Genomic DNA, 25,045 nt, shown 5'->3' on the forward strand with positions numbered 1-25,045 from the left:
CCAAGTGGATCCGTGAAAACCAAACGATCTGTCTGGAAGATTTGCAGGTTCTAAGTCTAATGAAAAATCACAAGTTAGCAAAGTCCATTGCCGAAGCAAGCTGGTCAACCCTTCGCACGATGCTGGAATATAAAGCAACGTGGTATGGTCGCACGATCAGCATGGTCGCCAAAAACTATCCAAGCAGTCAACTTTGTCATGTATGCCAATGGCGCAACCCCGAAGTGAAAAATCTAAACTTGCGAGCGTGGACCTGTTCAGGATGCGGGACGCACCATGACCGTGACCACAATGCCAGCATGAACATCTTGCAAGAAGGACTGCGTTTGTTGGCGAAGACCAACTGAACTGCGGGAACCGCAGGGATCGCTTGCTCAAGAAGAGAAGGATGCTTCTCTGTTCGCAAGAATCCCCCACCTCAGCGCCATTAGCGCAGGTGGTGGGAGTGTTCAATACTAGTAGCTAGGCTATTAAACTAGGGGGTAGTATGTTAAAACCTTGTCCATCCTATAATTTGCATGGATGTCGAAAATAGGCTATACTTGACTGGTTTGAATTATCGATTAGTCACTAACTAGGGATGAGGAGTGTTGGGATCATGGCAAAGGATGAAAAAAGTAGCGTAAACCGAAAAGCCGAAATCATCTCGGCAGCGATTGAGGTTTTTGCGGAAACGGGTTATTACCGCGCGACGACGGCACAGGTTGCAGAACGGGCGAAAATTTCCCAACCGTATGTGTTTAGATTTTTCGCAACGAAGGAAGCGTTACTGCTCAGCGCACTGGAGATTTCGTGGGAAAGGATCCAACAATCTTTTCGAATGGTCGTGGAAAGCGCAGCAACACCTGAGCAACTGGAGAGCGATCTGATCGAGGCATATAAGGAAATCCTAGCCTCCCATATGAATGAGACCTATTTGCAAATGCAAGCTCAGACGATGCGTGAAGAGCCGATTCGGGAAGTGATGCGTGACGGTTTTCGGGAAGTACGTCGAATCGTGTTGAGCGCTTTTCGCGAGAAAGGGTTGCAGAATCCGGAGGACCGGACTTTTATGTTTCTTGCCAGGGGGATGTTGTGCAATATTTCATGGGCACTTGATATGCCGGAGCTCATCGAACGGGAGGCTTAATATGGCGAAAGCCATAATTTTAAGTTTAGTTATTGACTAATCAATAACGGAGTGATAAGATGAATTCAAGTTAGTGATTGATTAATAACAAAATCGAAATGAGGCTGATAAAAATGGAAAAAGCGATTGTTATTGGAGCAACGGGCGGGACCGGAGCAGCCATCACGGAAGAACTTGTCAAACGGAGGATACCTACTATTGCTTTCGGGCGTTCACGCCAGAAGTTGGAACAGTTTGCTGCAAAGCTTGGTCATCCTAAGCATTTGACGCTTGCCGTAGGGGACGCCATGCGCCCAGACGATATTGTAGCTCAGGCCGGCGATGCTGACGTATTGTTCCATTGCGCCAACGTCCCCTACCACGAGATGGTGAACAAGCTGATTCCGCTGGGCGAATCCGTGATGGAGGCGGCAGAACGGCTTGCGATTAAAGTAGTAGCGATAGACGGGATCTACCCTTATGGGAAAAAACAGATGGATCTTGTCACGGAAGAACATCCTAAAGAGCCTCATACGATAAAAGGAAAGCTGCGCCTGGACTATGAACGGATGCTGTTTAGCAATCGCTGGACGAAGGCAAAAGTCATGATTGTTCGCTTGCCCGATTATTATGGACCTACGGCAAATGAAGCCTCGTATTTAGGTTCTACCCTGGAAGCGATAGCTGCCGGTAAAATGGCATTTTTTGTCGGCAATATGCATGTACCCCGGGAATTCATCTATTTACTGGATGCAGCCGCCATGGTTGCTGAGCTGGCAGGCAAAGACTTCGCTTATGGACAGAACTGGAATATCCCGGGTGCCGGGCTTATATCGGGGCGAGAGATTGTACGAATCGCGCAAAAGGCGAGCGGCCAAGTTAAACCGGTCATTCCGCTGAAAAAGTTAGGTTTATCGTTGATAGGTATGAGCGTGCCCGTGATGAAAGAAGTCGTAGAGATGCTTTATTTAACCGAAGAGCCGCTGACGCTAAGTGGAGAAAAATACAAACGGTTCATCGGACCGATCATCGCGACGCCGTTCCAGGAGGGTATTACTGCGACCGTGCTGGCATTGCAGGAGAGTAAGGCATCTATTGCTCTATAGTAATTGATTAATCAATAATATTAAGGGGATGAAAGAGGATGAACAGATCGTTTAAGTTTAAAACATTCACGATGAGCTTTCTTTTACTGATTATCATTTTGATGGGTGGGGTCATTCTTGCGAATCCCTTTAATGATTCCAAACGGACCACCGTCGATGTTGACCGAAACGCCCAGGTCATAGTCGACCTATCCATCGAAATCAACGCGCCGCAGGAGACGGTATGGCGGATACAGACTGGCATCGATCAATGGCCAACTTGGCAGAAAAACGTCTCCGAGGCGCGGTTATCCGGTCCAATCGCGGTAGGCAGCACCTTCCAGTGGGAGACGCATGGACTCCCCGTTGTCTCCACTATCCGCGAGGTTGATCCTATGCGGCGCATCGTTTGGGGGGGGCCGGCACAAGGCATCGAGGGGGTTCACGTATGGACCATCACTCCCACCCCCAATGGAGTCGTCGTGCACACCACTGAGTCCTGGGACGGTCCGCCAGTAGCAGCCGACCCCGAGGGCATGCGCGCGGCGCTCACATCCTCGCTCAATGCCTGGCTTGCCGATCTCAAGACAGCCGCCGAGGCGGCCAATTAAATATTATGGAAATTGTAAAATTGTCGAGGAAGTGGGCTGAATGAAGAAAACAAAGCCATAAAATGCCTGCCGAAAGCACTCCAATCGGGTAAGCCCTAGCTGGGGTAGTCGAAAGCGGAAGGGAGCTCACTAGAACAGTCCCAATAATGGGAACCCTTCGGGTCCTCACTACGTTCCAGCCGCTGCACGGTAACCGCTTACCATCCCTCGGATATCTTCCCGGTAACCTCGGTATCACAACGTCATCCCCGGGTCCATATAGTGAAAATACCGCTTCCCAGGACGAAAATCCCCATTCTGCCCGTACAGGCCCATCACCAATGGGAACGGCTCTTGCCGCAACAAGAGCCGTTTTTTTTGCATTGTTCCACGAAATCAAAATCGCCGATTAAGACAACGAGCTAATAATCAGAGCCCCTTCTTGTCATCCTGCGAGATTATCTTCAGTCAGGGCTATGCTACGCAAACCATTGGACTAGTTCCGAATTGAAGAGATTAACTGATATTCGGCGTAGATTCCCTGATAATAGGTTTTGTGTAGATATGGGAAACCTGGTAAGGCTGTTTGGGATCGTGAATGCGGGAGAGAAGCATCTCCGCACCTTTAATGCCCATTTCACTGCTGTAAATGTGGACGGTTGTCAGATGAGGCTCGACAAGGACAGATTCCGGCCCATTGTCAAAGCCGCAAATAACAACATCCCGAGGGACATGAATGTTCCGGTTCCGAAGCGCTTTCATAAAATTTGCGGCAAGGTAATCGTTGGCGCAAACAAAAGCTGCGGGAAGCTCGTTCATTTTGCGGACTCGTTCATCCATCCAACCGGGCTGCGAGAAAAGGTGGTCATCATCAACGATGCACTGCGAGAGATCGAGGTTGATCCCGGCTTCGGCAAGCGCCCGGTTAAAGCCCGTCCATCTTTCGTTAAAGCTTCTGCAATGGGAGTAGTTCCCGATAAATCCAAAGCTTTTGTACCCGCCGTCAATAAGCCGCTTGGTAAGCTGATAAGTGCTGTGCTCATTCTCCATCAGCAGAACATCGGCTTGAAAGTCGGAATAACAGATGGAGGCGGAGCAGTCGACAAATAGGGTAGGTATACCGAGACCTGTAATGAGCTTGCTGTATTCCATATCAAACAGCTCGATACAAATAATCCCGTCCACATTAGCGGCATCGAAATTGTTAGGCAACGACAAGGTGCTGCGCTCGATGTCTCTGACGATATGAAAGGACAGGTTATAGCCTTCGCTGCTGATCCGTTCCTCCAGTCCGCTGATCAGGGCGGACCCGAAATGGGAAGTATTCGGCAGGTTTTCCGTTAAAAGCGCGATGTTCCCCGATTTTTTGGACAACTTGCTTTCGCTTTCCATATACGCAAACTGTTTATATTTTAACTCTATCGCTTTCTTAATGACCTTGTTGCGAGTCTCCTCCGGAATGCTTTTGCTTCCGTTCAGCGCCTTGGAGGCGGTGTTGCGCGAAATGCCCAGCGCGTCGGCGATGTCTTGTATGGTCACGCGTTCCTTCGTCATTATTTCACCTCAAGTTTCTCTCTACAGATCTCCTTCCAATTTATAATAGTTTGCGAAAAATAGCAACATGAGTTTACAAATGCACAAATAAATTCGCATTTAAAAATTTCCGATATTTTTATTAATATGCGTTTTTTAACTGATTATGGTAGCAGATGAATAGGCAAGAACGTCTCTTTTGAATCGGTATTCCCATAAAAATATAGCTTTTAAACGATCTTCAAGGATCGAATTTGTGCAAATGTAAAGTTAAAACATATTAAATTCACACAAATTAGTAATCAAATTGACTAATCTTAATTTACATTTTGTATTGACTTCTGACGAAATGAAGTGCTAAATTGTAAATGGATCGGGAAGCGGAGGGCATGGAACAATGTTGATGAAAGCCTTTACGGTTGGCAAATGTAAACTTCAAGGAGGGACGGAGGTGATAAAATGCACCATAAGCTCGGCTATTTGAAAAAGCATTATTTTCATTACATACTGCTTGCGCCGGCTCTTATATTAACGCTGATCTTCAAATACGGTCCTATGTACGGAGCCGTTATTGCGTTCAAGAATTTCAGCCCGATCAAAGGGATTATGGGAAGCGAATGGGTCGGATTGAAGCATTTCGAAAAGGTTCTGTCCGCACCGAATTTTGAAGTGATTCTCATAAACACACTCAAGCTAAGTGTGTACGGTCTTCTTCTCGGCTTTCCCGTACCGATTTTGCTTGCGCTCATGTTAAATCAGGTGCGCAGAGCAGGCATAAAGAAGAATATTCAATTATTTTTGTACGCGCCCAACTTCATCTCCGTCGTTGTCATCGTCGGGATGCTGTTTATTTTCCTATCGCCGACAGGACCCATTAACCAACTGCTTGTCTGGATGACGGGCGAACCGGTCATGTTTATGTCCCGTCCCGAGTACTTTAGGTGGATCTATATTTTGTCCGATATTTGGACCGGGGCCGGCTGGGCATCCATTATCTATGTGGCCGCACTGGCGAACGTTGACCCCGAGCTGCATAATGCGGCCAGCCTTGACGGAGCGAATCTGATCCAGCGAATTCGACATATCGACCTTCCAACCGTCCGTCCGATTATGGCTATCGTCTTTATTTTGGCTGCCGGCGGGATTATGTCAATCGGATTTGAAAAGGCTTACTTAATGCAAACGGCTATGAATCTGCCAACCTCGGAGATTATTCCGACCTATGTCTACAAAATCGGCCTACAGGCAGGGGACTATTCGTATTCCGCCGCCGTAGGGCTGTTCAATTCGGTGATCAATGTCGTCCTGCTCGTTACCGTAAACATTGTCGTCAAGAAGCTGAATGAGGGCGAAGGACTTTACTGAAGAAAGGAGCACCATCATGCCCATCAAACATTCCAGACTGGATCGCTATTTGCTGGTCCTGATCGCCGTTTGCCTGACATTGGCCGTCCTGGTTGTGGTTGTGCCGCTGCTGTACATCGTCGTGGCCTCCTTTATGGACCCTTCCGTTCTGCTTAGCCGGGGGCTATCCTTTAATGTCTCGGATTGGACCTTGGACGGGTACGAGAAGATTTTGACTAACCCGGCGATGGTTCGAGGCTTTGGAAACGCAGTGGTGTACTCGGCCGCTTTTGCCGCTATAACCGTCCTGGTGTCCATCTTTGCGGGATATGCTTTGGCGGATGGCCGCTTAAAAGGGCGCAGATTTATTATGACGCTTTTTCTCACCACGCTGTTCTTTGGCGGAGGACTGGTGCCTACCTATCTTCTTGTCAAAAAATTGGGGATGATCGATACCATTTGGGCGGTACTCCTTCCCGGCGCGGTGAACGTTTGGAACATTATTTTGTCCCGAACCTTCTTCAAAGGCGTGCCCCACGAGCTGAAAGAAGCGGCAAATGTGGATGGCGCCTCCGAAATGAAAATTTTTGCCCGCATTGTTCTGCCGCTCTCCAAACCGATTATTTTCGTACTGGCGCTTTACGCTTTTGTCGGCCAATGGAATTCGTATTTCGACGCCATGATCTATCTCGATAATGCGAAGCTGCATCCGCTGCAGCTCGTGCTTCGCTCTATTCTGATCCAGAATCAGGTTGATCCGGGGATGATTGGCGATCAGCTTGCCATGGCGGAGATGAAGCGATTGTCCGAGATTATTAAATATGCGGCAATCGTCATCTCAAGTCTGCCGCTTATCGTGATGTATCCGTTTTTCCAAAAGTATTTTGAAAAAGGTGTCTTGGTAGGTTCCCTCAAATAGAGGGCCGCATTACATAGATGCGATTTAAAATGGGAGGTCATTAGGATGAAAAAGTTTAAACAACCGAAATCTGCCTTCAAGGCCGCATCCGCATCCGTACTTGCTTCCGCGCTCCTGCTTTCCGCCTGCAGTAATGACGGGAGCGGCGGTTCCGCCAGTCCCCAGCAGGACCCAAGCGGGAAAGTCACGCTGAATGTGATGACGCAAAGCTCTCCGCTTGCCCCGGCCGATCCGAACGAAAAGCTAATCTTTAAGCGTCTTGAGGAAAAAACGAATGTTCACATCAACTGGAAGAACTTCACCCGGGATGTGTTTGTAGAAAAACGAAATCTCGCAATGGCGAGCGGCGACCTGCCCGATGCAATCTTTGACGCGGGGTACGGTGATTATGAGCTGTTGAAGCTGGCGAAGGACGGGGCCATCATCCCGCTGAACGATCTGATTGAGAAGCATATGCCGAACTTAAAGAAAGTGCTGGAGGAAGCGCCTGAATATAAAGCGATGATGACGGCTCCGGACGGTAAGATTTATGCATTCCCGTGGATCGAAGAGCTCGGCGAAGGAAAGGAGCGCATTCAGGCTGTCGACGCGGTTCCCTGGATCAATGTGGCGTGGCTAAAAAAGCTGGGACTCCAAATGCCGAAAACGACGGAAGAGCTGAAAAAGGTGCTGATCGCCTTTAAAACGCAGGATCCGAACGGCAATGGAAAGGCGGATGAAATTCCGCTGTCCTTTATTAACAAACCGGGCGCCGAAGATCTCGTCTTCCTGTTCGCGGCATTCGGGCTTGGGGAGAACCCGGACCACGCGGTAGTGACGAACGAGGGCAAAGTCGTCTTTACCCCTGCTGAAGAAGGGTACAAGAATGCGGTAAAGTTCATTAACGAGCTGTATAAGGAAGGGCTTATCGATATTGAAGCGTATACGCAGGACTGGAGCACCTACCTGGCTAAAGGGAAGGATCACAAATACGGCCTTTATTTCTCCTGGGATAGGAGCAATATCTCCGGTGCCAATGACAGCTATGACGTCATGCCTCCTGTAGCCGGGCCAAGCGGCGAAATCAATGTCACCCGGACAAACGCCATCGGCTTCCACCGCGGCAGAATGGTCATTACGAGCGCCAACAAAAACCTGGAGACGACGGCGAAATGGGTCGATCAAATGTATGACCCGATTCAATCCGTCCAGAATAACTGGGGCACCTATGGCGATGACAAGCAGCAAAATATTTTCGAGTTTGACGCTTCGAACAAGATGCTGAAGCATTTGCCGCTGAACGGTACGGCGCCGGTAGAGCTGCGCGAGAAAACAAGCGTCGGCGGTCCGCTCGCGATCCTGGACAGCTATTACGGCAAACATACAACCTTGCCGGACGACGCCAAAGAAAGAATGCAGATCGTCAAGAAAATTATGGTTCCTCACATGAAAGCGGAGAATGTGATGCCGAGCGTCTTTCATTCGATCGATGAGCTGGATCGCCTGACGACCATCGAAACAGACCTCTTCGCCTACGTGCTTAGAATGCGCACAGAATGGTACCAAAACGGCAAGATTGACGAGCAGTGGGATGCCTATTTGAAAGAGCTTGATCGGCTGGGGCTGAAGGATTGGCTTAAAATCAAACAATCCGGTTACGATCGGGCCGCAAAGCAGTAAGGGATGTCCAAGCGGAGGTTGTGCACCTGGCGGCGATGAAGGCGTTGAAGTGCGCAGCCTCCTACTAATTGATATATATAGAGACAAATTCCGGCACGACAGTCGGCCGGATCTGATTTCGGAGAGAAAAGGAGAGCTGCACCATGTCTACCACGGTCAAGCACAATTATAGAGGTATGTATCATTTCTCGCCTAACGAGAAGTGGATGAACGATCCGAACGGGATGGTCTATTTTAACGGCGAATACCATCTGTTCTTTCAGCATCATCCCAACGGGATGACTTGGGGTCCGATGCACTGGGGCCACGCCGTCAGCAAAGACTTGGTCGTCTGGGAGGAGCTTGATATCGCGCTGGCGCCGGATGAGAACGGTATGATTTACTCGGGGAGCGCTGTGGTCGATTGGCGCAATACAACGGGTTTTTTCGGGGATGAGCCCGGACTTGTCGCTATTTTTACGCATCATCTTCCGCAGGAGGGTGACCTCTACCTCCAAACGCAGAGCCTCGCGTACAGCAAGGACAACGGGAGAACCTGGACAAAGTTTGAAGGCAATCCGGTATTGAAGCATGAGTCTTATATCGACTTCCGCGATCCGAAAGTATTTTGGCATGAGGACACGAATCGCTGGGTCATGGTCATCGCATGCGGGCAATCGGTATGTATCTACCATTCCCCCGATTTGAAATCGTGGACATTTGGAAGCGAGTTTGGCGCCGGCATCGGCTTCCATGGCGGAGTGTGGGAGTGTCCGGATTTATTCACGCTGAATCTTGACGGAGATTCGTCCAAGCAAAAATGGGTGATGCTGGTCAGCATCGGTGATGATCCCGCCTATAAGGAAGGCTCGCGGATCCAGTATTTTACCGGCAGCTTTGACGGAATCACGTTCACGCCGGATGAATCGTCCCACACGGTGCGTTGGTTGGATTATGGCCGCGATAACTATGCGGGTGTAACCTGGTCCGACGTTCCTGCGGAGGATGGAAGACGCCTCTTTATCGGCTGGATGAGCAACTGGAAATACGCCAATCTTACTCCGACGGAGGGATTCCGCGGTGCGATGACGGTACCAAGAGAGCTGCAGCTTCGATCCGGAGCGGACGGCTGCGCAACCTTGGTGCAGAAGCCGGTGCGTGAGCTCGAGTATGCCCGCGTTCAGGCGCTGGAGCTGACGAATGTGTCCTGGAAAGAAGCGGAAGAAGCACTCGCTTCCTTGCGGTTGGAGAGCTATGAGTTGAAAGTGGTCGCGTCGTCCGGCTCATCTTATGCATTCAAGGTGAGAAAGGGCGATCAGGGAGAGACTATGGTCGGGGTGGATGCAGCGCGTGGAGAAGTGTATGTAGACCGGACGAAGTCCGGATTGCATGAGTTCCATGAGCAGTTCCGAGGCGTTCATGCGGTAAAGCTGCAATCTCCGGGAGCGACGATCGATCTTCAAATTTATGTGGACCGTTCCTCCGTCGAAGTATTTGCCAATGGCGGCCAGGCGGTCATTACCGACCTGATTTATCCCCAAGGCGATGCTTTGGGAATTTCGCTAACGGCTGATGGTGATCGGCTTCTGCTGGCTTCATTGTCGGTTTATGAAATGGCGCCGTCCGCCAAGGGCTCGAACTAAGTACGGAAGGGGGCAACCCGATATGCTGCGCATTGGAGGAATCGAAGCGGGCGGAACCAAGTTTGTATGCGGGGTCGGAAACGAACGCGGCGAAGTCGTCGACAGCATCAGCTTTCCGACGGAGGATCCCGAGACTACGCTCGGTAAGGCGATTGCTTATTTCAAAGAAAAATCCGTGGATGCGATAGGGATCGGATCTTTCGGTCCGATCGACCTTCGCCTCGGGAGTCCGACCTACGGATATGTCACCACAACGCCAAAGCCGGGCTGGGGGAATGTCGACTTTCTGGGGACTCTGCGGCGCGAATTCGATGTTCCCTGCGGATGGAACACCGATGTGAACGCGGCCGCCTTTGGCGAGGCGACCTGGGGGGCTGCCAAGGGATTAAAAAGCTGCCTCTATTACACGGTTGGGACAGGAATCGGCATTGGCGTCTTTTTGGAAGGCAGGCTTGTCCAGGGGCTGGTCCATCCGGAAGGCGGGCATATGCTAACGAGGCGGCATCCGGGGGATGATTTTGCAGGCTTATGCCCTTATCACGGCGACTGCCTTGAAGGCATGGCGTCCGGGCCGGCGATTGAGGCCCGTTGGAACGTGAAAGGGCATGAGCTCCCGTCGAACCATCCGGCTTGGGAGATGGAAGCCTACTATATTGCGCAATCGATTACCGGAACTGTTCTTTTGAATTCGCCGGAAAAGGTCATTCTCGGAGGGGGCGTCATGCAGCAGTCCCAGCTGTTCCCGCTCATCAGGGAAGCGGTGAAAGCGAATTTGAACGGTTATGTGAGCGCCGGCGAAATTGCGGAGCGCATGGACGAATACATCGTACCGCCGGGACTTGGACAGCAGGCCGGCTTATGCGGGGCATTCGCGCTTGGTCTTGCCGCCCTGTAGTCTCAGGTTCCTTCACTTTAACTTGACGCTGCAGCTATAATGTTCGGCCGATTTGTAAAAAAGGGGAGCTGGCTGTGCGAGCAGCTCCTTTATTCCCATGATTCAGGGAAGGGAACGCAGTGACAGCGGGTTCAATAATAGACCCTTTACGCGATGGCATTGCTTATTGTTACCTTGAAAGAATAGAGGAGGCCTATGGATGAAATTCGAGAAAGGTTTGCCTATTCTATTATCCTGTATGCTGCTTTTCACTTCGATTCCGATGTTGACCGCCTTTCCGTCAACGGGCCGGGCGGCCGGGGAGCCATCGGAACTTCAAACCGAAAAGGAGGAAGCTCTCATTTCTGAAAGCGCAACCAAATCGAATAGTGATCTATCGGGCTGGAGAATCTCCGGGAAAGGGAGGCTGGAGAATACAGAGCAAGGGATTCGGCTGGCCTCCGAACCTAAAGAGAATGTTCTGGCCATCTCGGATACTGTGGCGGATGATTTTATTTATGAGGCGGATATCATGCTGACGGACATGAACGCCGATGCAACGCTGCTCTTCCGCTCCAACGAGGAAGGCTGGTCGTCTTATATGCTGCAGCTTGTGCCTCAAGCCGGTCTGCTCCGTTTGAAGGATGCAAACGGGAAGGGAACGCTAAAGGTGGAACGGCAGGTCGCTCTTGCGGCGGGCGAAATTTATCATATGAAAGTGAAAGTCGAAGGGGACAACATCAAGGTTTATTGGGGAGACCGGTACCAACCGCTCATCGATGTAAAAGATGGTGCCTACAGTTCGGGGTATCTTGGGCTGCATGTCTGGGACGGCTCGGCGCTCTTTCAGAACGTGAAAGTAAACGGCATGAAAGGGAATCTCGGCACCCCGCAGCACCGTGCAGGAACTTGGCGGCCTGATCTTAGAGGCTATAAAGGAACGGGAGCCGCCGGGCAGCAAGCGCTGCAAATTTTTGGGTTGACCCATGACGATGTCATGTTTGAAGGGGATATGTCCTTCGGCAGGGACTCGGCAGACGGTGCCATGCTCTTCAGGACCGATAAAACGGGGCATTCGGGCTATGCGGTTTCTTTACGGAAAGACGGCAATCAAGTCCGGGTCCAACTGCGAAAAGCGGACGGTACCGTCATCAAAACTTCAGCACAGTCTTATCTTACGCAACCGGACTCTAGACATCATGTCGAAATCCATGCCGTGGGCAATCGGATTCGGGTATTTGTCGACGGGTACGCCGAGGCAGCTGTCGATGTTACCGACAACAGCTTTAAAAGCGGACACGTCGGAATTTCCGCCTTTAAGGGAAGCGTTTACTTTCAAAATATGTATGTGACTGCGGCAGCCGACTATTACACGGAGCAGTTTCGCCCCGCCTATCACTACTCGCCTGCCCGCGGGTCCGCCAGCGATCCGAACGGGCTTGTCTATTACGAAGGCGAATACCATCTGTTTCATCAGGATGGGGGAACCTGGGCCCATGCAGTCAGTACCGATCTGGTGAATTGGAAGCGGCTTCCGATCGCCTTGCCGTGGAATGATTACGGACACGTATGGTCAGGCTCGGCTGTTGCCGATCTGGAGAATGCGTCCGGGTTATTCACGGAATCGGGAGGCAAAGGGCTGATCGCCTATTATACGTCCCATAATCCGGATTTGCCTGGCGGCAATCAGCGTATCGGGCTCGCTTATAGTACAGATCAAGGGCGCACCTGGAAGTACTCCAAGGAGCGGGCGATCGTGATCGAAAATCCCGGAAAGCAAGGAGATGACCCGGGCGGCTGGGATTTTCGCGATCCCAAGGTTGTCAGGGACGAGGAGAACGGCCGCTGGGTGATGGTCGTATCCGGAGGGGACCACATCCGTTTCTTTACCTCGACGAATCTGCTCGATTGGACGCTGACCGATAATTTCGGCTATGGAAATTATGTTCGCGGCGGGGTATGGGAATGCCCGGATTTGTTTCCTTTAACGGTGGAAGGGACGGGCGAGAAAAAATGGGTGCTCATGATCAGCACGGGCGCCAATCCGAAGACCCAGGGCTCGGATGCGGAGTATTTTGTCGGCGAGCTGACTACGGAAGGGAAGTTTATCAATGATAATCCCGCCGGCAGGGTGCTGCGAACGGATTACGGCAAGGAATTTTATGCGTCCATGTCCTTCTCCAATCTGCCGGATCATCGACGGATCATGGTGGCTTGGATGACCAATTGGGATTATCCCTTCGCATTCCCGACCGTAGGCTGGAAGGGAGAAATTACGCTGCCGAGAGAAGTGACGCTAAGGCGGACGGGAGAGGGAATTCGGCTCGCTCAGGCTCCGATCGAAGAGCTTAAGTCTTTGCGAAGCGAGCTTTATACCGCGGTCCATAAAGAAGTGAACCCGAATGGGGCGAATTTGCTTCAGGGTATCGCTTCAGGAGCTTATGAAATCGAAGCCGAAATTGAAATTCCGTTGGGAAGCGGGGTGCGTGAATTCGGGTTTCATCTCCGGGAAGGAAACGACCAAAGAACCATCGTAGGATATCAAGTCGCTGAAAAACAGATGTTCGTGGATCGTTCGAATTCAGGCGCATCCGATTTTTCACATTTATTTTCAACGGTTCACACAGCTCCGCTTCAGCCGGAGGGCAGACGTGTTAAACTTCATGTTTTCGTGGATGAATCCTCCGTTGAGGTGTTCGGGAATGACGGCAGGGTTGTCTTCACGGATGTCATCTTCCCCGACCCGTCAAGCCGGGGCATGAGCTTTTACACCGATGGCGGCAAGGTGAACGTGCTGTCTATGAAGGTGTATGCGCTTAAGAACGTGTGGAACCAAACGGCGGATGGAACAACCCGAATGTTGGCGGATACAAGCATCCGGGAAATGAATGTCGGGGACAGTCAAATTTTGAATGTCGCAGTAGAGAACGGCAAACGGAACGGGACACAGCCGATCAAATGGAAAACAAGCGATTCAAATATTGTGAGGATCGAACAAGCCGACCACGCGAAAGCCGTTATTCGGGCGACCGGCAAAGGCGAAGCTGCTATTACCATTACTACTCTAAACGGGAAAGCAGCGGCGACCGTGCCCGTAAAGGTGTATGACGGCAAGCTCCTGACGAATCTAACCGGCTGGACTTCCGATCCGGCTTCGTTAAAATGGATAGCTACCGAGCGCGGTATCCGTGGCAGTTATCCAAGCGATGCCCATTATATGGCACAGGAAACGGCGGGCAATTTCGTCTACGAAGCGGAGATGATGCTTGCCGAATCCGGCGGGGCAGGTTCCCTTTTGTTCCGGGCGAGCCGGGACGGAAGCAGCGGATACTATTTTAATCTGGATCCGAATATGAAGGCCTTCAGGCTCTTCTACAAGATCGACGGAGGCTTTGCGGACAGACAGGTGCTGGCGAAGGTACCGGCTTTTGTACAGCCCGGGAAAACCTACAGCGTCAAAATCGAAGCCGATGGACCGTATATCCAAATCTTCGTGGACGGAACAAGGATCATGGACCTTAAGGACGGCACGTTTGCAGATGGACACTTCGGGCTGCATGTATTCGGAGGCCAGGCTTATTATCAAAATGTTAAAGCCAGCTCGATGCAAGCGGCTAAGCTGAAAAAGGCAAGATTCACGAATATCGCGACTAACGGATTTCTTTATACGTCCAAATCGGAAAACGGGGAGCCGGCCACTCTTAAGGTTGCCGGAGAAGGCGAAGCCGCCCAAACTTGGGTTTTGGTGCCTACAGGCGATGAGCATGGTTCCTACTCTATCCGTACCCTGGAAGGCAAAGCTTTGGATCTCGATACGGGACAAAACAAAATCCAGTTGTATAGCTACCTTGGCTTTAACAATCAGCGATGGCTGCTCCATCGGAACGAAGACGGCACCGTAAGCATATCTTCAGTTCATAACGGGAAAGTGTTTGAGGTTTCAGAAAACGGAAACGGGCTGAGCTTAAGCGAGCCTGATCCAGTACTTGACCGGCAAAAGTGGAGGATGGAAGTCGTCGAATAGCGTATGTCAGACTGTGAGTGTGTTTCCATGAGACATGCTTACAGTCTTTTTCAAATTGCGACGATTATTAACTTTTCCGTAGCAACTTTCCCTGCGCCAGCGCGTCTAGAGGATAAACGTTATTGACCATGAGTTGCGGATAAGTCGTGAATCCGGAGGGGAGAGGAGACAATGCTCCATATACCAGCGAAAAGCGAGGTGCCGGGATCCCCGCCGATGGAAAACGCGCCCCTTCATGTTGCACTTGCAACATGCTCCCTTAAACCGTAAAGGAGCAAGAATTGGCATCCACCCCTTGAGAGGTAGAACGAAGGAATGTGAGGGCATAGACCCAGCGTGACATGGGAGGGTCAAACCCCGAGGGTGAATGTGGATATCCAACTGTGCGATTATACCAAATTATCCACAGTTTTGGAGAGACTGATATCCTAAGCTCCCGCTCAGACTGTCAAAGTCGAAATATTGAGATTACATGAGAAAACGGGAGATAACATTACTTTTTAGTGGGAGAGCGAGTTATTATCTGTTTTTGCTATGGATATACGTTTCGAAAAATGCACAAGAGCTTGGTAAAGTTTACCGACGTGTTTGAGATAAGCAGTAGAACATTTAATGGAAGCCGTAAGCCTTTTGTACCGGCGTAATCATCGCAGTCGTTACTTTTCTCTAGGTCTGAGTCCTATAATGATATGGGATCATTTACCTATTGAACTTGTCGTCGAAATAAAGATAGAATAAAAAAGCAAGCAAAACTGCAAAGCGCGGGATTGTTACTGCTAAAGCAGGCAAGACCTAAAATGTTTTCGGAATCGTGCCGCAAGGCGCGCGATTTTGAACGTTTTAGGTCTTTTTTATGCCCGCAAAACCGGGGAGGGGGAGAAAACAGAGATTATCACGCCTGCAATAGCGGAATCGAGAAAATCAATGCCACTCTTAGGGAGGAATACAAATGAAAGCGAAAGTAATGTTTAAATTCGGAACACTGGTGCTGGGAACTGCGATTCTTGCAAGCAGTTTGGCAGGCAATTATGTGTCGGCCGCTAAAGCAATCGGCGCAGGCGTTGCTGATAATTTCACCGCAATCTGGTCCCGCCAGCAAGCGGAGAAGGTCACGCTGACGAAAGACAATACCGCTCCCGAAGTGAATATAGATTTCGATCTTGTGGCTCCGGATCAATGGGTTTGGGATACGTGGCCTTTGCAAAACCGGGACGGTTCCCTTGCGAACATCAAGGGGTATAGAGTTGCCTTCGCTTTGGTTGCTCCACGCACTTATGGATGGGGCGAGCGCCATACGCATGCCAGAATCGGAATGTTTTACTCGAAAAATGGAAAAGATTGGGTGTACGCCGGGGTTCCGTATGATGAAAACAAAGCTTACGGACATATGCAATGGGCCGGTACGGCAATGCTCGATGAGAACGGCAAAGTGCATCTGTTTTACACGGCAACCACGGATATGAACGCAGGCGGCGGCAAGGCGTGGAACGAGGAGAATTGGACGAGCCGGGCGGAGCAGCGTATCGCCAAGACCACCTTTGATATCAGCGCCGACAAAAACGGTGTGCATCTGACGAATGAAGGCGATCACCAAATTATTCTGCAAGCGGACGGCAAGTATTACGAAACAATTCAGCAATTCCAAAACAAAGGAAATATCATTACCGCCTTCCGCGATCCGTTCTTTTTCCGCGATCCGAACACCGGCAAAGAATATATTATCTTTGAAGGTCAAGCGGGCGACAACTATGCGATGAAGCCGGAAAATATCGGCGACGAGGAATACCGCCGTACGCATTCCGTCCCGGATCGGGCGGCTTTGTACAACGGCAATATCGGCATAGCGGAAGTATTGGATCACGACGTCACCAAGTTGAAGCTGCTGCCGCCTCTTGTCGAATCGATCGGCACCAACCACCAGTTGGAACGGCCGCATGTTGTCGTCAACGGCGATGAGTACTATTTGTTCACGATCAGTCACACGTTTACTTATGCTCCGGGTCTGACCGGCCCTGACGGCGTATACGGCTTCTACGGCAAAGGCGGCCTTCGCGCAGACTACAAACCCATGAACGGCAGCGGACTCGTCGTCGCCAATCCGGCTTCCAACCCTTATCAAGCCTATTCCTGGATGGTTCTTCCCAATCAACAGGTGATTAGCTTCGTTAACGAGCCGAGAGATGGAAACGGCAATGTCAAATTCGGCGGCACGTTCAACACCACGCTGAAAATCAACCTGAGCGGCGACAAATCGGAAGTCGGTAAAGAGGAGCAAGCCGGCGAAATCAAGCCGTTTGGCGCGAACCGCTAAGCGGTCCCGATCGGGGACGAACCAACTGGAGAGGAGCAAGCAAACAATGATTCGAATCAACATGAAGGGCTTGGCTGCCGCCGCATTGGCCGCGTGTATCGTCACTTCCGGGTTGTCCGTTCATCCTGCGTTCGCCCAAGGAGGAGAACAGACAGTCAACTGGACCCGGGAAGACGTTTCGAAAATCGAACTGAATCAAGATAATACGTTGCCTTACATCGATGTAAGCAAGCTGGAAAAGATGGCTCCCGGTTACCACATCTGGGATACGTGGCCGCTGCTGGACCGCGACGGGAACATCGCATCCTACAAAGGCTGGAAAGTGATCTTCTCGCTTTCCGCCCCGAATACTGTTCTTCCCGGCAAAGTGCACGATATTGCGACGATCCGCTACTTCTACTCGAAGAACGGCAAAGACTGGACCCTGGGCGGCGAATTGTTCCCGGCGGGAACAGCGCTCGGCCAGCGCCAATGGGCCGGTTCGGCGATGCTCGACGGCGATCAAATTCACGCCTTCTACACCGCGACCGGACGGGAGGGCCAGGCTCAGCTTACCTACGAGCAGCGTATTGCCAGCGCCGCGGGCCGTATTGTGGCCGACAGCACCGGCGTACGCTTCGAGAACTGGGGGCAGCACCGCGTTATTCTGGAACCGGACGGGAAATACTACCAGACCAAAGAGCAAGCGCAGCAAGGGGAAGGCGGCGGCTATGCGTTCCGCGACCCGATGTGGTTCAAAGACCCGAAAACGGGCAAAGAATATTTGCTCTTCGAAGGCAACTCCGGCGGCGCTGTTGGGGAGCGAAGCTTCAAGCCCGAATACGCCGGAAGCGGGGAGTATCTTCAACAACATCCGGTGCCGGCCGGCGCCGTGCACGCTAACGGCAACATCGGCATAGCCGAAGTGGTGAACGGCGATTTGACGAACTTTAAGCTGCTTCCGCCGCTGATTGAAGCGAACTATGTGAACGAAGAGCTGGAACGTCCGCATGTGGTCGTCAAAGACAAGAAGTATTACCTGTTCACCGACAGCCATATCAACAAATACGCTGAGGGGACGCATGGACCGGAAGGAATGTACGGATTCGTCTCCGACAAGTTGATCGGCGGTTACAAACCGCTTAATGGAAGCGGCCTGGTCCTGGCTAATCCCCCGGAAAATCCGTACCAAGCCTATTCCTGGTTGGTCACGCCGGAACTGAATGTAGTGGGATTCGCTCATTTCGGCGATCTGGACAACCTAACGATTGGCGATGTAGGCAACCAATCTCCTGAATTCCAGTTCAGCCACTTCGGTGGCACGTTGGCGCCGACAGTAAAGATTTCCATTAAAGGGGATCGAACGCAGATCGAAAAGGTTCTGCCGCAGGGTTGGATCAAGTAAGTCCGCTTTCTATTTAATATTATGGCACACCGCCAAAACAAGCTCGCCCGATGGGCGAGTTTTGGCGTTTTGTTTTTAATTGAAAAGAAGCGAACCGAAAACGAATGGTATAAACGAATGGTATAACAGCTAATAATGCGTAGAGGAGGAGATAGCGATTGCGGACTGAGGCGGAACAAATCGTCGAGAAGCTACTGCCGCTCTTAGGCGGGAAGCAAAACATCATAAGCGCAGTTCACTGTACGAGCCGACTGCGATTACAGCTGCGTGACGAACAAAAGGCGGATACCGCCGCTGTTGAGAATCTGGATCACGTCGAGGGAGTGTTCAGCAGAACCGGACAGTACCAAATTATTTTCGGCGTTGGCATGGTGAATCGGGTCTATAAGAAACTGGAAGAAGCGATCGCAGATTCGGACGCAAGCAGCGCAAAGTCTTCTGTGAGCGGCCCCACTCCTTCCCCAATCAAACGGACAAAGCGCCATCTCCTCATTTCGTTTACAACAACGTTGTCGAACATCTTTGTCCCAATCCTTCCTTTTATTGTAGCGGGAGGTTTGCTTATCGGATTGGCAGGAACGATCCAATCCGCTCATTGGGCTGCGCCGGACAGCGCCTGGATGAACATGCTTAACTTTTTCTCATCCTCCGCCCTGCTTTTTTGGCCGATCATCGTTGGCTTCAGCGCCGCTAAGGAGTTCGGCGGCACTCCGGAACTGGGCGCTTTTATCGGCGGAATCGTGGCGCATTCCGATATCACGGATATATTCGGCTTGCCGACCGGCTCCATCGGATACCAAGGTACGGTCATTCCTGTCCTGATGTCCGTTTACTTGATGAGCAAGGTCCAGGTAGGGCTGAGGAAAGCCGTGAATCCGTCTATGGCCTTGTTCGTTATCCCGATTATTACGGTCCTGTTCACGGGAATTGTCTCGCTGCTTATGATCGCGCCGCTTGGCGCTTTCATTGGCGGTTTGCTTACTCGAGGACTGGAGTTCGTTTATGTGCACGGAGGCTTGATCGGCGGCTTTCTTTTCGGGGGAGTTTATTCGCTCATCGTGATTACGGGACTTCATCATAGTTTGCATGCCGTTGAGGCAGGTTTGATCTCGGACCCGCATATCGGAGTGAACTTCCTTATTCCTGTTTGGTCGATGGCCAATGTCGCGCAAGGCGGCGCCGGACTCGCGGTCTATTTGAAAACAAGGAACAAGAAGTTGAAGGATACAGCCCTTCCGGCCTCGATTTCATCTTTTGCGGGCATCACGGAGCCTGTCATTTTCGGCATCAATCTTCGATTGAGAAAGCCGTTTGTTGGTGCTTGCATCGGAGGAGCGGCAGGCGGTGCCTATGTGGTCTTTACGCAAGTAGCGGCGAATTCGTACGGTTTGACGGGGCTGCCGATGATCGTCCTTGCGGCCCCGTTAGGCTGGTCCAACTTGTTGAACTATCTGATCGGTTTTGTCCTCGCTGTGGGATGTGCTTTTGCGGCGACCTGGTTCCTTGGATTCGATGAATGTAAAGGAGCGCGCGATGTTTAAGAAGAGTTTTTTCTCGACCAAGCGGAAAACGGAAGAGATCCTGATCTCTCCAATGACCGGCAGAGTGCTCGCGATGGAGGATGTTCCCGACCCCGTTTTCTCCAATAAAAAGGCGGGGCTGGGGATTGCCGTCGATCCGGAAGCGGGTACGGTTGTTTCTCCCGTAGACGGCGAGCTTGTTCACTTGTTTCGCACGAAGCACGCGCTGTGGATTCGTGGCGAAAGTGGCCTGGACATCTTGATTCATATCGGTCTTGATACCGTGTATATGCAAGGAGAGGGGTTCAAGGCATTGGCAGGGTCCGGGGAACGGGTGAAAACGGGCCAGCCTCTTAGCGAGTTTTCGCTCGATTTGGTTCGTAAGAAAGCCGTGAGTGCCATAACGCCGATGTTCCTTATCACTCCCAGTCAGATCGAGCATGCGGAGATTGAACTGCCGGACCGTGCCGAAATGGGAGTCACTCCGTTGATGAAGGTAAAGGTGAAGCCTTACGCCGGAGACTCTGTTGAAAGAAGGGGTACACCATGAAGATTAACAAGATACTGAACAACAATGCGATTATTGTCAAGGAACCGGATGGGGAGAAAATTGTCATGGGCGCGGGGATCGCATTTCAGAAGCAGAAGAACGATCCCGTGGATCAATCCCGTATCGAAAAGATCTTTGTTATGAGCGACCGAGCGAAGCATCGGCAGCTCGAAGAAATCTTGTCGACGTTACCCGAGGAACATATCCAATTGTCGGAGGAGATCATCTCCTATGGCGAAAGCCAGTTGGGCGTCAAAATAAACGAGCACATTCACATCGCGCTGACCGATCACCTCTCGTTCGCGCTTGATCGCTTGGTCCGGGGAATGGTAATCAAAAATACGCTGCTCAACGAAATTAAAGTGTTGTACGCGAAAGAGTTTCAGATCGGCCTTTATGCAAAAGCGCTCATCAAAGAAAGGCTTGGAATCGATATTCCGGAGGATGAGGTCGGTTATATTGCATTGCATATTTATACGGCCAAGCGAAATGCGGGAGAAATGTCCAAGACGCTCGACATCACCTCCATGATGCGGGACATTGTCAAGGTGATTGAGGATAGCTTGAAGGTCAAACTTGAGGGACATACCGTGTCCTACGAGCGGCTCGTTACGCATTTGCGGTTTGCTGTCCAGCGGTCGGAATCCGGCGAGCCTTTTCACGAATTGGATTCGGATATGGTCCATATTATTAGGGAAAAATATAAGGAATCATATGCCGTTGCAAAGAGAGCGGGGGACTTGATCAAAAAGGAATACGGTTTCGTCCTTCACGAATCGGAGTTGGCTTACATCTCCATGCAAATCCAGCGAATTAAAACGAGAGAGATGGTGTAAAAAAATTGAAACGTTTCCATTATCGTGATATGAGATATCGATATGCTTAATCAGAACAAAGTGGCGGGGATTATCGGGATCAGCTACAACGACATTGATGACAGCGTCAGTACGGATATTCCGATTATCAGCATCGACCGTCTAAAACTCGGCGCTCAGATCTGGGCACACCGTATTTAAACAGTTTATAGATATATGTACAAAATACGGGTTTTGTGAATATGTAATAAAGAATCGATTTGGGTTTTAATGTTTAATGGCCTTTTTACTGTTTTTTTAATAATGACTCGCTCTAACACGCTATTTGGTTTTTCAGCTTTCTCAAAAACCAAAAATAAATTAATTGTTATGAAAATGTGTGCCAGCTTATTTTTAAACATTTGCACTAGTTGCGTTTTTCCACGAGCCGGAGCTATTTTTGATAAAAGTGCCGTCGGCCCAACCGCCATTATTAATGTCAACCGTTACCATATTGCCCGACGGCGTTGTCCTGGGCTGGAATTTGTGACAGCTCGCTCGCGTGAATGGAAATCTGCTGCCATTTATGAGAAAACATGCTCCACCCTCCCCTTCATCATAAAAATTACTATCAGATTACAACAGAAATTGATAAAATACCATTATTTACAAATCAAAAAAATCCTTGTTTTACAAGGATTTTGGAAAGTTCATGGCAAATCGTTCACTTCGACCGCAACCCGGATGCCGGATTCAATTGCCCCTTGTATCCAGCCGTGGGTAAGGCTTGTATGTTCCCCGGCGAAGTGAACACGTCCTTCAGGCGTTGCTATAAATGGATGCAGCTCCGTTTGTTGACCCGGATTGAACATCGCCCAACCTCCGCAGGAATATGGGTTTTGGGCCCAGCTATAGGAAAAGCCTTTCACAAATTCTCGATAAACGACATCCCCATGGATCGCTTTAAGGTTCATTAAGGCATACCGAATGCGCTCTTCGTTCGGTAGACCGTCCCACGACGTAACATCTTCCCCCATGGTATAACTTGCCAATAGGACAGCCGGCCCCGGTTTGCCGATTCCATGGCTAGGATAGTACGCGAACCGGATCGGCAGGTCCGTTATCGCTCTCCCCCCATGTTGGCCGGCCCTTTCCCAGAATCTGCTTTTGAATTCCAGTCCGATTTTAGTAGCGGCGGAATAGTGCAGCTCTCGAATCGCTTTCCATTTCTGGTGCGAAAAAGAATGCCGGGGCTCTACTTCGACGAATTTCAGAACGGTAAACGGAATGGACACTATCGCAATGTCGCCGGATATGGAATATTGATCCAATGATTTTTCATCGACCGCTTGGATCGTCACCCCGCCCGAATGTTGAATAATCCTGGTCATTCTTCGCTGAAACAGGATGTCTTCTTGCAATTGTGGAATAAAGGCCCGTGGCAGTAGATCGCTGCCTCCTACAATCTCGTACATGCGTTGCTGTATTAGTGGCATAAAAAATTGCAAAGTTCCCAGGAAAGCCTGCTGCATCAATCCTTCCAAACCGAGAAGTACTCCGATCATCTCGATCGCCCCCTCGGACAGTCCGTTTCCGAATGAATGAGGATAATATTTTAAGAAAGCGTAAAGCGAATACCGATCGAATGTCTTAACGGCCAAAGGCCAATGGCGGACCGGGTCTTGATTGATGAAATCAAAGATGGGCCGTACCGCCATATCGAGCAATTGTTGAGCGGTTTTTCCCTTTTCATGAGGGGCGACCGGGTATTGGAGTACATCCGGCTGCTGAAGGTAGTTCAACAGCTTTGTTTTAATCCCGTTTACATAGATGGTGTCATTTGGCGTTTCGTTAATAAACGGTTGAAGCGGCAGATTGAATTTCCGAATATACTCCATGACTAAATAGTGAGATTCGGGTATGCGCATCGCTCCTACATCCAGATACAATCCGTTCGTAAACGGGGCCCGCAAAGTGTAGATACGTCCTCCCACCCGATTGTCCGCCTCAATGATTTTTACGTTATGGCCCGCATCCTTCAGCAAGGAAGCGGCGACAAGCCCCGACAAGCCAGCACCTACAACGACGATGCTTTTGGGGACTTTTGATTTTCGGAGCCCATGCCTGATCATTCCGATCATGTCATTAGGAGAAAGTGAAGTTGTGATGGTTGAAGCACCTCCAACGCGTCGATGTCCAAGTCTTACTCTACCTTGACATGTACGACGGAATAAGCGTTGTATCCGTATCCTTTTCGATTCCATTTGGCTGCTGCCGGTTGAACGAATCCGAATGAATCCGTCGCTCTCGACATAATCGTATATTCTCCTTTTTGATCCGCGAGCCAGGTATAGTTCCAAAATGTCCAGCTGTACGCATTTTGCGACGCTGGTTGAACAACGGCGGGTCTCCAATTCTCCCCTCCGTCCGTCGAAATCTCAACATTTTTAATGCAGCCTGTTCCTGTCCAGGCCAATCCGTAAATTAGATGCATCCCTTTGTCCAGCACACTGCGATTTAACGGTTGCTGAATGATGGAATTCACCTGGATTGTTGTAACGGGCGTTTTCCCTGTATCGCTGTCTTTTTCCGGATAATACATATAATCGATCTCTTGAAAAGGCCCGTTAAAGTGTGTATGGATGACGGTAATGCTTCGGAGCCATTTGACGGAAGCCATGGCGTACCATTGGGGTACAATTAACCGCAACGGATAACCGTTCTTGTATGGTATCGGTTCCCCATTTAACGCATAAGCAATTAACGTATCCGGATGCATTGCTTTCTCCAAAGGAAGGCTTCTTGCAAATACGAACTCCCCTTCCAGATCGGGGCGTCTCCCGGAATCGTGTCCTTCGAATACAATTTCCTTTGCGGACATTTGCAATCCGGTCAATCGGAGCAGATCTCTTAACGCGACTCCTCTCCAGACGCCTTGACTAATGGCTCCACCTCCCCATTGTTCGCCAAATACTTTGGGTCGAAAAAGTCCTCTATTATTTCCTGCACACTCCAAAGGCACTATCAATTCTCTAAACGGCATACGGAGCAGTTCTTCATATTGGAAGGTTCGAGGTCTTTGTACTTCCCCGCCTACAGAAAGCACAAACGACTGCCCGGAAATACGAGGATAAGGAAAATGATTTCTTAGATAAAAGCAGGATTCCGGCGTAATCGCCGCAGAAACAAAATGGATCGGATATTCTTGATTCTCCGGAACCAATCCTCGAGTAATCGGATAAGGCTTTATGATAGGCGAATGCATTGATACCACCCCAAACCAATATATATGAGGGTACCGTAAAAATGATGATAAGGCGTGAATCGCTTCGTTTGCGGGGGGGCCAAAAAAGAAAATCTCCCCAAATGAATGGGAAGATTTTCAGAAATAACTAGTGACTAATGGCTACTGTCGGGTATAACGTTGTTCCTCCAATAGAAACTTTTATATTGCCGGATAATGGAACGATTGGAGACCTTCTTTGGGAACAAAACTACTGATTTGATCACCTTTTACGGCCAAAACTTCATTACGGTCATAATTTAGGCTCGCGATCCCGGCATAACTGTATCGGTATTTTGGCATGAACTTATGAGATTTCTAGTAAAATATACTAAACAAAAATCCGCGATGTACGCGGATCTGTCATAATCCCGGTTGTTCATTCGGCGGATTGGCCTGGATATAGGCAATAAACTCCCGGGATGCATAAGAAAGGTATTTATCC

Annotated in this window: 18 protein-coding genes and 1 pseudogene; 16 read left to right on the plus strand and 3 right to left on the minus strand. The window is 50.2% G+C overall.

Annotation, left to right across the window (positions count from 1 at the left end):
- From QJ48_RS05055 to QJ48_RS05070, 4 genes are all read left to right on the plus strand, one after another.
- Nucleotides 1-347, plus strand: a 347-nt coding sequence (locus QJ48_RS05055; RefSeq protein WP_157261520.1) for an RNA-guided endonuclease TnpB family protein, incomplete at its 5' end; no start/stop codon positions are given.
- 251 nt (nucleotides 348-598) lie between these two features.
- A complete protein-coding gene (locus QJ48_RS05060) occupies nucleotides 599-1,129 on the plus strand; it encodes a TetR/AcrR family transcriptional regulator (protein WP_054972557.1) in 531 nt (176 codons plus the stop codon).
- Nucleotides 1,130-1,242: 113 nt separating this feature from the next.
- Nucleotides 1,243-2,214, plus strand: coding sequence for an NAD(P)H-binding protein (locus tag QJ48_RS05065; protein ID WP_193394401.1), 972 nt, complete (start codon nucleotides 1,243-1,245; stop codon nucleotides 2,212-2,214).
- A gap of 38 nt (nucleotides 2,215-2,252) precedes the next feature.
- Complete coding sequence (locus tag QJ48_RS05070) at nucleotides 2,253-2,804, plus strand: SRPBCC family protein (protein WP_054972558.1); 552 nt, start codon at nucleotides 2,253-2,255, stop codon at nucleotides 2,802-2,804.
- A gap of 495 nt (nucleotides 2,805-3,299) precedes the next feature.
- On the opposite strand, the gene QJ48_RS05075 is transcribed toward QJ48_RS05070, so the two are convergent.
- Complete coding sequence (locus QJ48_RS05075; protein ID WP_054972559.1) at nucleotides 3,300-4,337, minus strand: LacI family DNA-binding transcriptional regulator; 1,038 nt, start codon at nucleotides 4,335-4,337, stop codon at nucleotides 3,300-3,302.
- 438 nt (nucleotides 4,338-4,775) lie between these two features.
- Here QJ48_RS05075 and QJ48_RS05080 point away from each other — a divergent pair, with 438 nt between their 5' ends.
- The 12 genes and pseudogenes from QJ48_RS05080 to QJ48_RS36660 form a co-directional block, all read left to right on the plus strand.
- Nucleotides 4,776-5,681: a sugar ABC transporter permease gene (locus QJ48_RS05080; protein ID WP_054972560.1), complete on the plus strand. Its 906-nt coding sequence runs from the start codon at nucleotides 4,776-4,778 to the stop codon at nucleotides 5,679-5,681.
- Nucleotides 5,682-5,697: 16 nt separating this feature from the next.
- Nucleotides 5,698-6,579 carry a carbohydrate ABC transporter permease gene (locus QJ48_RS05085; RefSeq protein ID WP_054972561.1) on the plus strand — a complete coding sequence of 294 codons (882 nt, stop codon included), beginning with the start codon at nucleotides 5,698-5,700 and terminating at the stop codon, nucleotides 6,577-6,579.
- A 45-nt stretch (nucleotides 6,580-6,624) separates the two neighbouring features.
- On the plus strand, nucleotides 6,625-8,238 hold the full coding sequence (locus QJ48_RS05090) for an ABC transporter substrate-binding protein (protein ID WP_054972562.1): 1,614 nt from the start codon (nucleotides 6,625-6,627) through the stop codon (nucleotides 8,236-8,238).
- 143 nt (nucleotides 8,239-8,381) lie between these two features.
- On the plus strand, nucleotides 8,382-9,860 hold the full coding sequence (locus tag QJ48_RS05095; RefSeq protein WP_054972563.1) for a glycoside hydrolase family 32 protein: 1,479 nt from the start codon (nucleotides 8,382-8,384) through the stop codon (nucleotides 9,858-9,860).
- 22 nt (nucleotides 9,861-9,882) lie between these two features.
- Complete coding sequence (locus tag QJ48_RS05100) at nucleotides 9,883-10,755, plus strand: ROK family protein (RefSeq protein ID WP_082420354.1); 873 nt, start codon at nucleotides 9,883-9,885, stop codon at nucleotides 10,753-10,755.
- Nucleotides 10,756-10,954: 199 nt separating this feature from the next.
- Nucleotides 10,955-14,758 carry a GH32 C-terminal domain-containing protein gene (locus tag QJ48_RS05105; RefSeq protein WP_054972564.1) on the plus strand — a complete coding sequence of 1,268 codons (3,804 nt, stop codon included), beginning with the start codon at nucleotides 10,955-10,957 and terminating at the stop codon, nucleotides 14,756-14,758.
- 949 nt (nucleotides 14,759-15,707) lie between these two features.
- Nucleotides 15,708-17,069 (plus strand): glycoside hydrolase family 68 protein, encoded by a 1,362-nt coding sequence (locus QJ48_RS05110; protein WP_054972565.1) that lies wholly within the window; start codon nucleotides 15,708-15,710, stop codon nucleotides 17,067-17,069.
- 46 nt (nucleotides 17,070-17,115) lie between these two features.
- Complete coding sequence (locus QJ48_RS05115) at nucleotides 17,116-18,453, plus strand: glycoside hydrolase family 68 protein (RefSeq protein WP_054972566.1); 1,338 nt, start codon at nucleotides 17,116-17,118, stop codon at nucleotides 18,451-18,453.
- Between the two features lie 158 nt (nucleotides 18,454-18,611).
- Nucleotides 18,612-19,994, plus strand: coding sequence for a PTS transporter subunit EIIC (locus QJ48_RS05120; RefSeq protein WP_054972567.1), 1,383 nt, complete (start codon nucleotides 18,612-18,614; stop codon nucleotides 19,992-19,994).
- Nucleotides 19,987-20,523 (plus strand): PTS glucose transporter subunit IIA, encoded by a 537-nt coding sequence (locus QJ48_RS05125; RefSeq protein WP_054972568.1) that lies wholly within the window; start codon nucleotides 19,987-19,989, stop codon nucleotides 20,521-20,523. Before QJ48_RS05120 ends, QJ48_RS05125 begins: the two co-directional genes overlap by 8 nt.
- Nucleotides 20,520-21,359 carry a PRD domain-containing protein gene (locus QJ48_RS05130; protein ID WP_054972569.1) on the plus strand — a complete coding sequence of 280 codons (840 nt, stop codon included), beginning with the start codon at nucleotides 20,520-20,522 and terminating at the stop codon, nucleotides 21,357-21,359. The genes QJ48_RS05125 and QJ48_RS05130 overlap by 4 nt, the downstream gene beginning before the upstream one ends.
- Nucleotides 21,360-21,395: 36 nt before the next feature.
- Nucleotides 21,396-21,500: pseudogene (locus tag QJ48_RS36660) on the plus strand (LacI family transcriptional regulator); the annotation flags it as partial.
- Nucleotides 21,501-22,027: 527 nt separating this feature from the next.
- Here QJ48_RS36660 and QJ48_RS05135 read toward each other — a convergent pair.
- Together QJ48_RS05135 and QJ48_RS05140 are read right to left on the minus strand one after the other, a co-directional pair.
- Complete coding sequence (locus QJ48_RS05135) at nucleotides 22,028-23,458, minus strand: flavin monoamine oxidase family protein (protein WP_054972570.1); 1,431 nt, start codon at nucleotides 23,456-23,458, stop codon at nucleotides 22,028-22,030.
- Between the two features lie 62 nt (nucleotides 23,459-23,520).
- The gene (locus QJ48_RS05140; RefSeq protein ID WP_054972571.1) at nucleotides 23,521-24,582 is read right to left on the minus strand and encodes a sulfite oxidase; all 1,062 of its coding nucleotides are present in this window, start codon (nucleotides 24,580-24,582) and stop codon (nucleotides 23,521-23,523) included.
- Nucleotides 24,583-25,045 lie beyond the last annotated feature (463 nt).

Origin of the sequence: Paenibacillus sp. A3 (assembly GCF_001399685.1) — a bacterium.
Lineage (GTDB): Bacteria > Bacillota > Bacilli > Paenibacillales > NBRC-103111 > Paenibacillus_G.

Coding starts and splice junctions, on each gene's coding strand:
- QJ48_RS05060 (WP_054972557.1), top strand. CDS start 599: ATGGCAAAGGATGAAAAAAGTAGCGTAAACCGAAAAGCCGAAATCATC.
- QJ48_RS05105 (WP_054972564.1), top strand. CDS start 10,955: ATGAAATTCGAGAAAGGTTTGCCTATTCTATTATCCTGTATGCTGCTT.
- QJ48_RS05070 (WP_054972558.1), top strand. CDS start 2,253: ATGAACAGATCGTTTAAGTTTAAAACATTCACGATGAGCTTTCTTTTA.
- QJ48_RS05110 (WP_054972565.1), top strand. CDS start 15,708: ATGAAAGCGAAAGTAATGTTTAAATTCGGAACACTGGTGCTGGGAACT.
- QJ48_RS05135 (WP_054972570.1), bottom strand. CDS start 23,458: ATGATCGGAATGATCAGGCATGGGCTCCGAAAATCAAAAGTCCCCAAA.
- QJ48_RS05095 (WP_054972563.1), top strand. CDS start 8,382: ATGTCTACCACGGTCAAGCACAATTATAGAGGTATGTATCATTTCTCG.
- QJ48_RS05075 (WP_054972559.1), bottom strand. CDS start 4,337: ATGACGAAGGAACGCGTGACCATACAAGACATCGCCGACGCGCTGGGC.
- QJ48_RS05065 (WP_193394401.1), top strand. CDS start 1,243: ATGGAAAAAGCGATTGTTATTGGAGCAACGGGCGGGACCGGAGCAGCC.
- QJ48_RS05130 (WP_054972569.1), top strand. CDS start 20,520: ATGAAGATTAACAAGATACTGAACAACAATGCGATTATTGTCAAGGAA.
- QJ48_RS05125 (WP_054972568.1), top strand. CDS start 19,987: ATGTTTAAGAAGAGTTTTTTCTCGACCAAGCGGAAAACGGAAGAGATC.
- QJ48_RS05080 (WP_054972560.1), top strand. CDS start 4,776: ATGCACCATAAGCTCGGCTATTTGAAAAAGCATTATTTTCATTACATA.
- QJ48_RS05085 (WP_054972561.1), top strand. CDS start 5,698: ATGCCCATCAAACATTCCAGACTGGATCGCTATTTGCTGGTCCTGATC.
- QJ48_RS05090 (WP_054972562.1), top strand. CDS start 6,625: ATGAAAAAGTTTAAACAACCGAAATCTGCCTTCAAGGCCGCATCCGCA.
- QJ48_RS05100 (WP_082420354.1), top strand. CDS start 9,883: ATGCTGCGCATTGGAGGAATCGAAGCGGGCGGAACCAAGTTTGTATGC.
- QJ48_RS05115 (WP_054972566.1), top strand. CDS start 17,116: ATGATTCGAATCAACATGAAGGGCTTGGCTGCCGCCGCATTGGCCGCG.
- QJ48_RS05140 (WP_054972571.1), bottom strand. CDS start 24,582: ATGCATTCGCCTATCATAAAGCCTTATCCGATTACTCGAGGATTGGTT.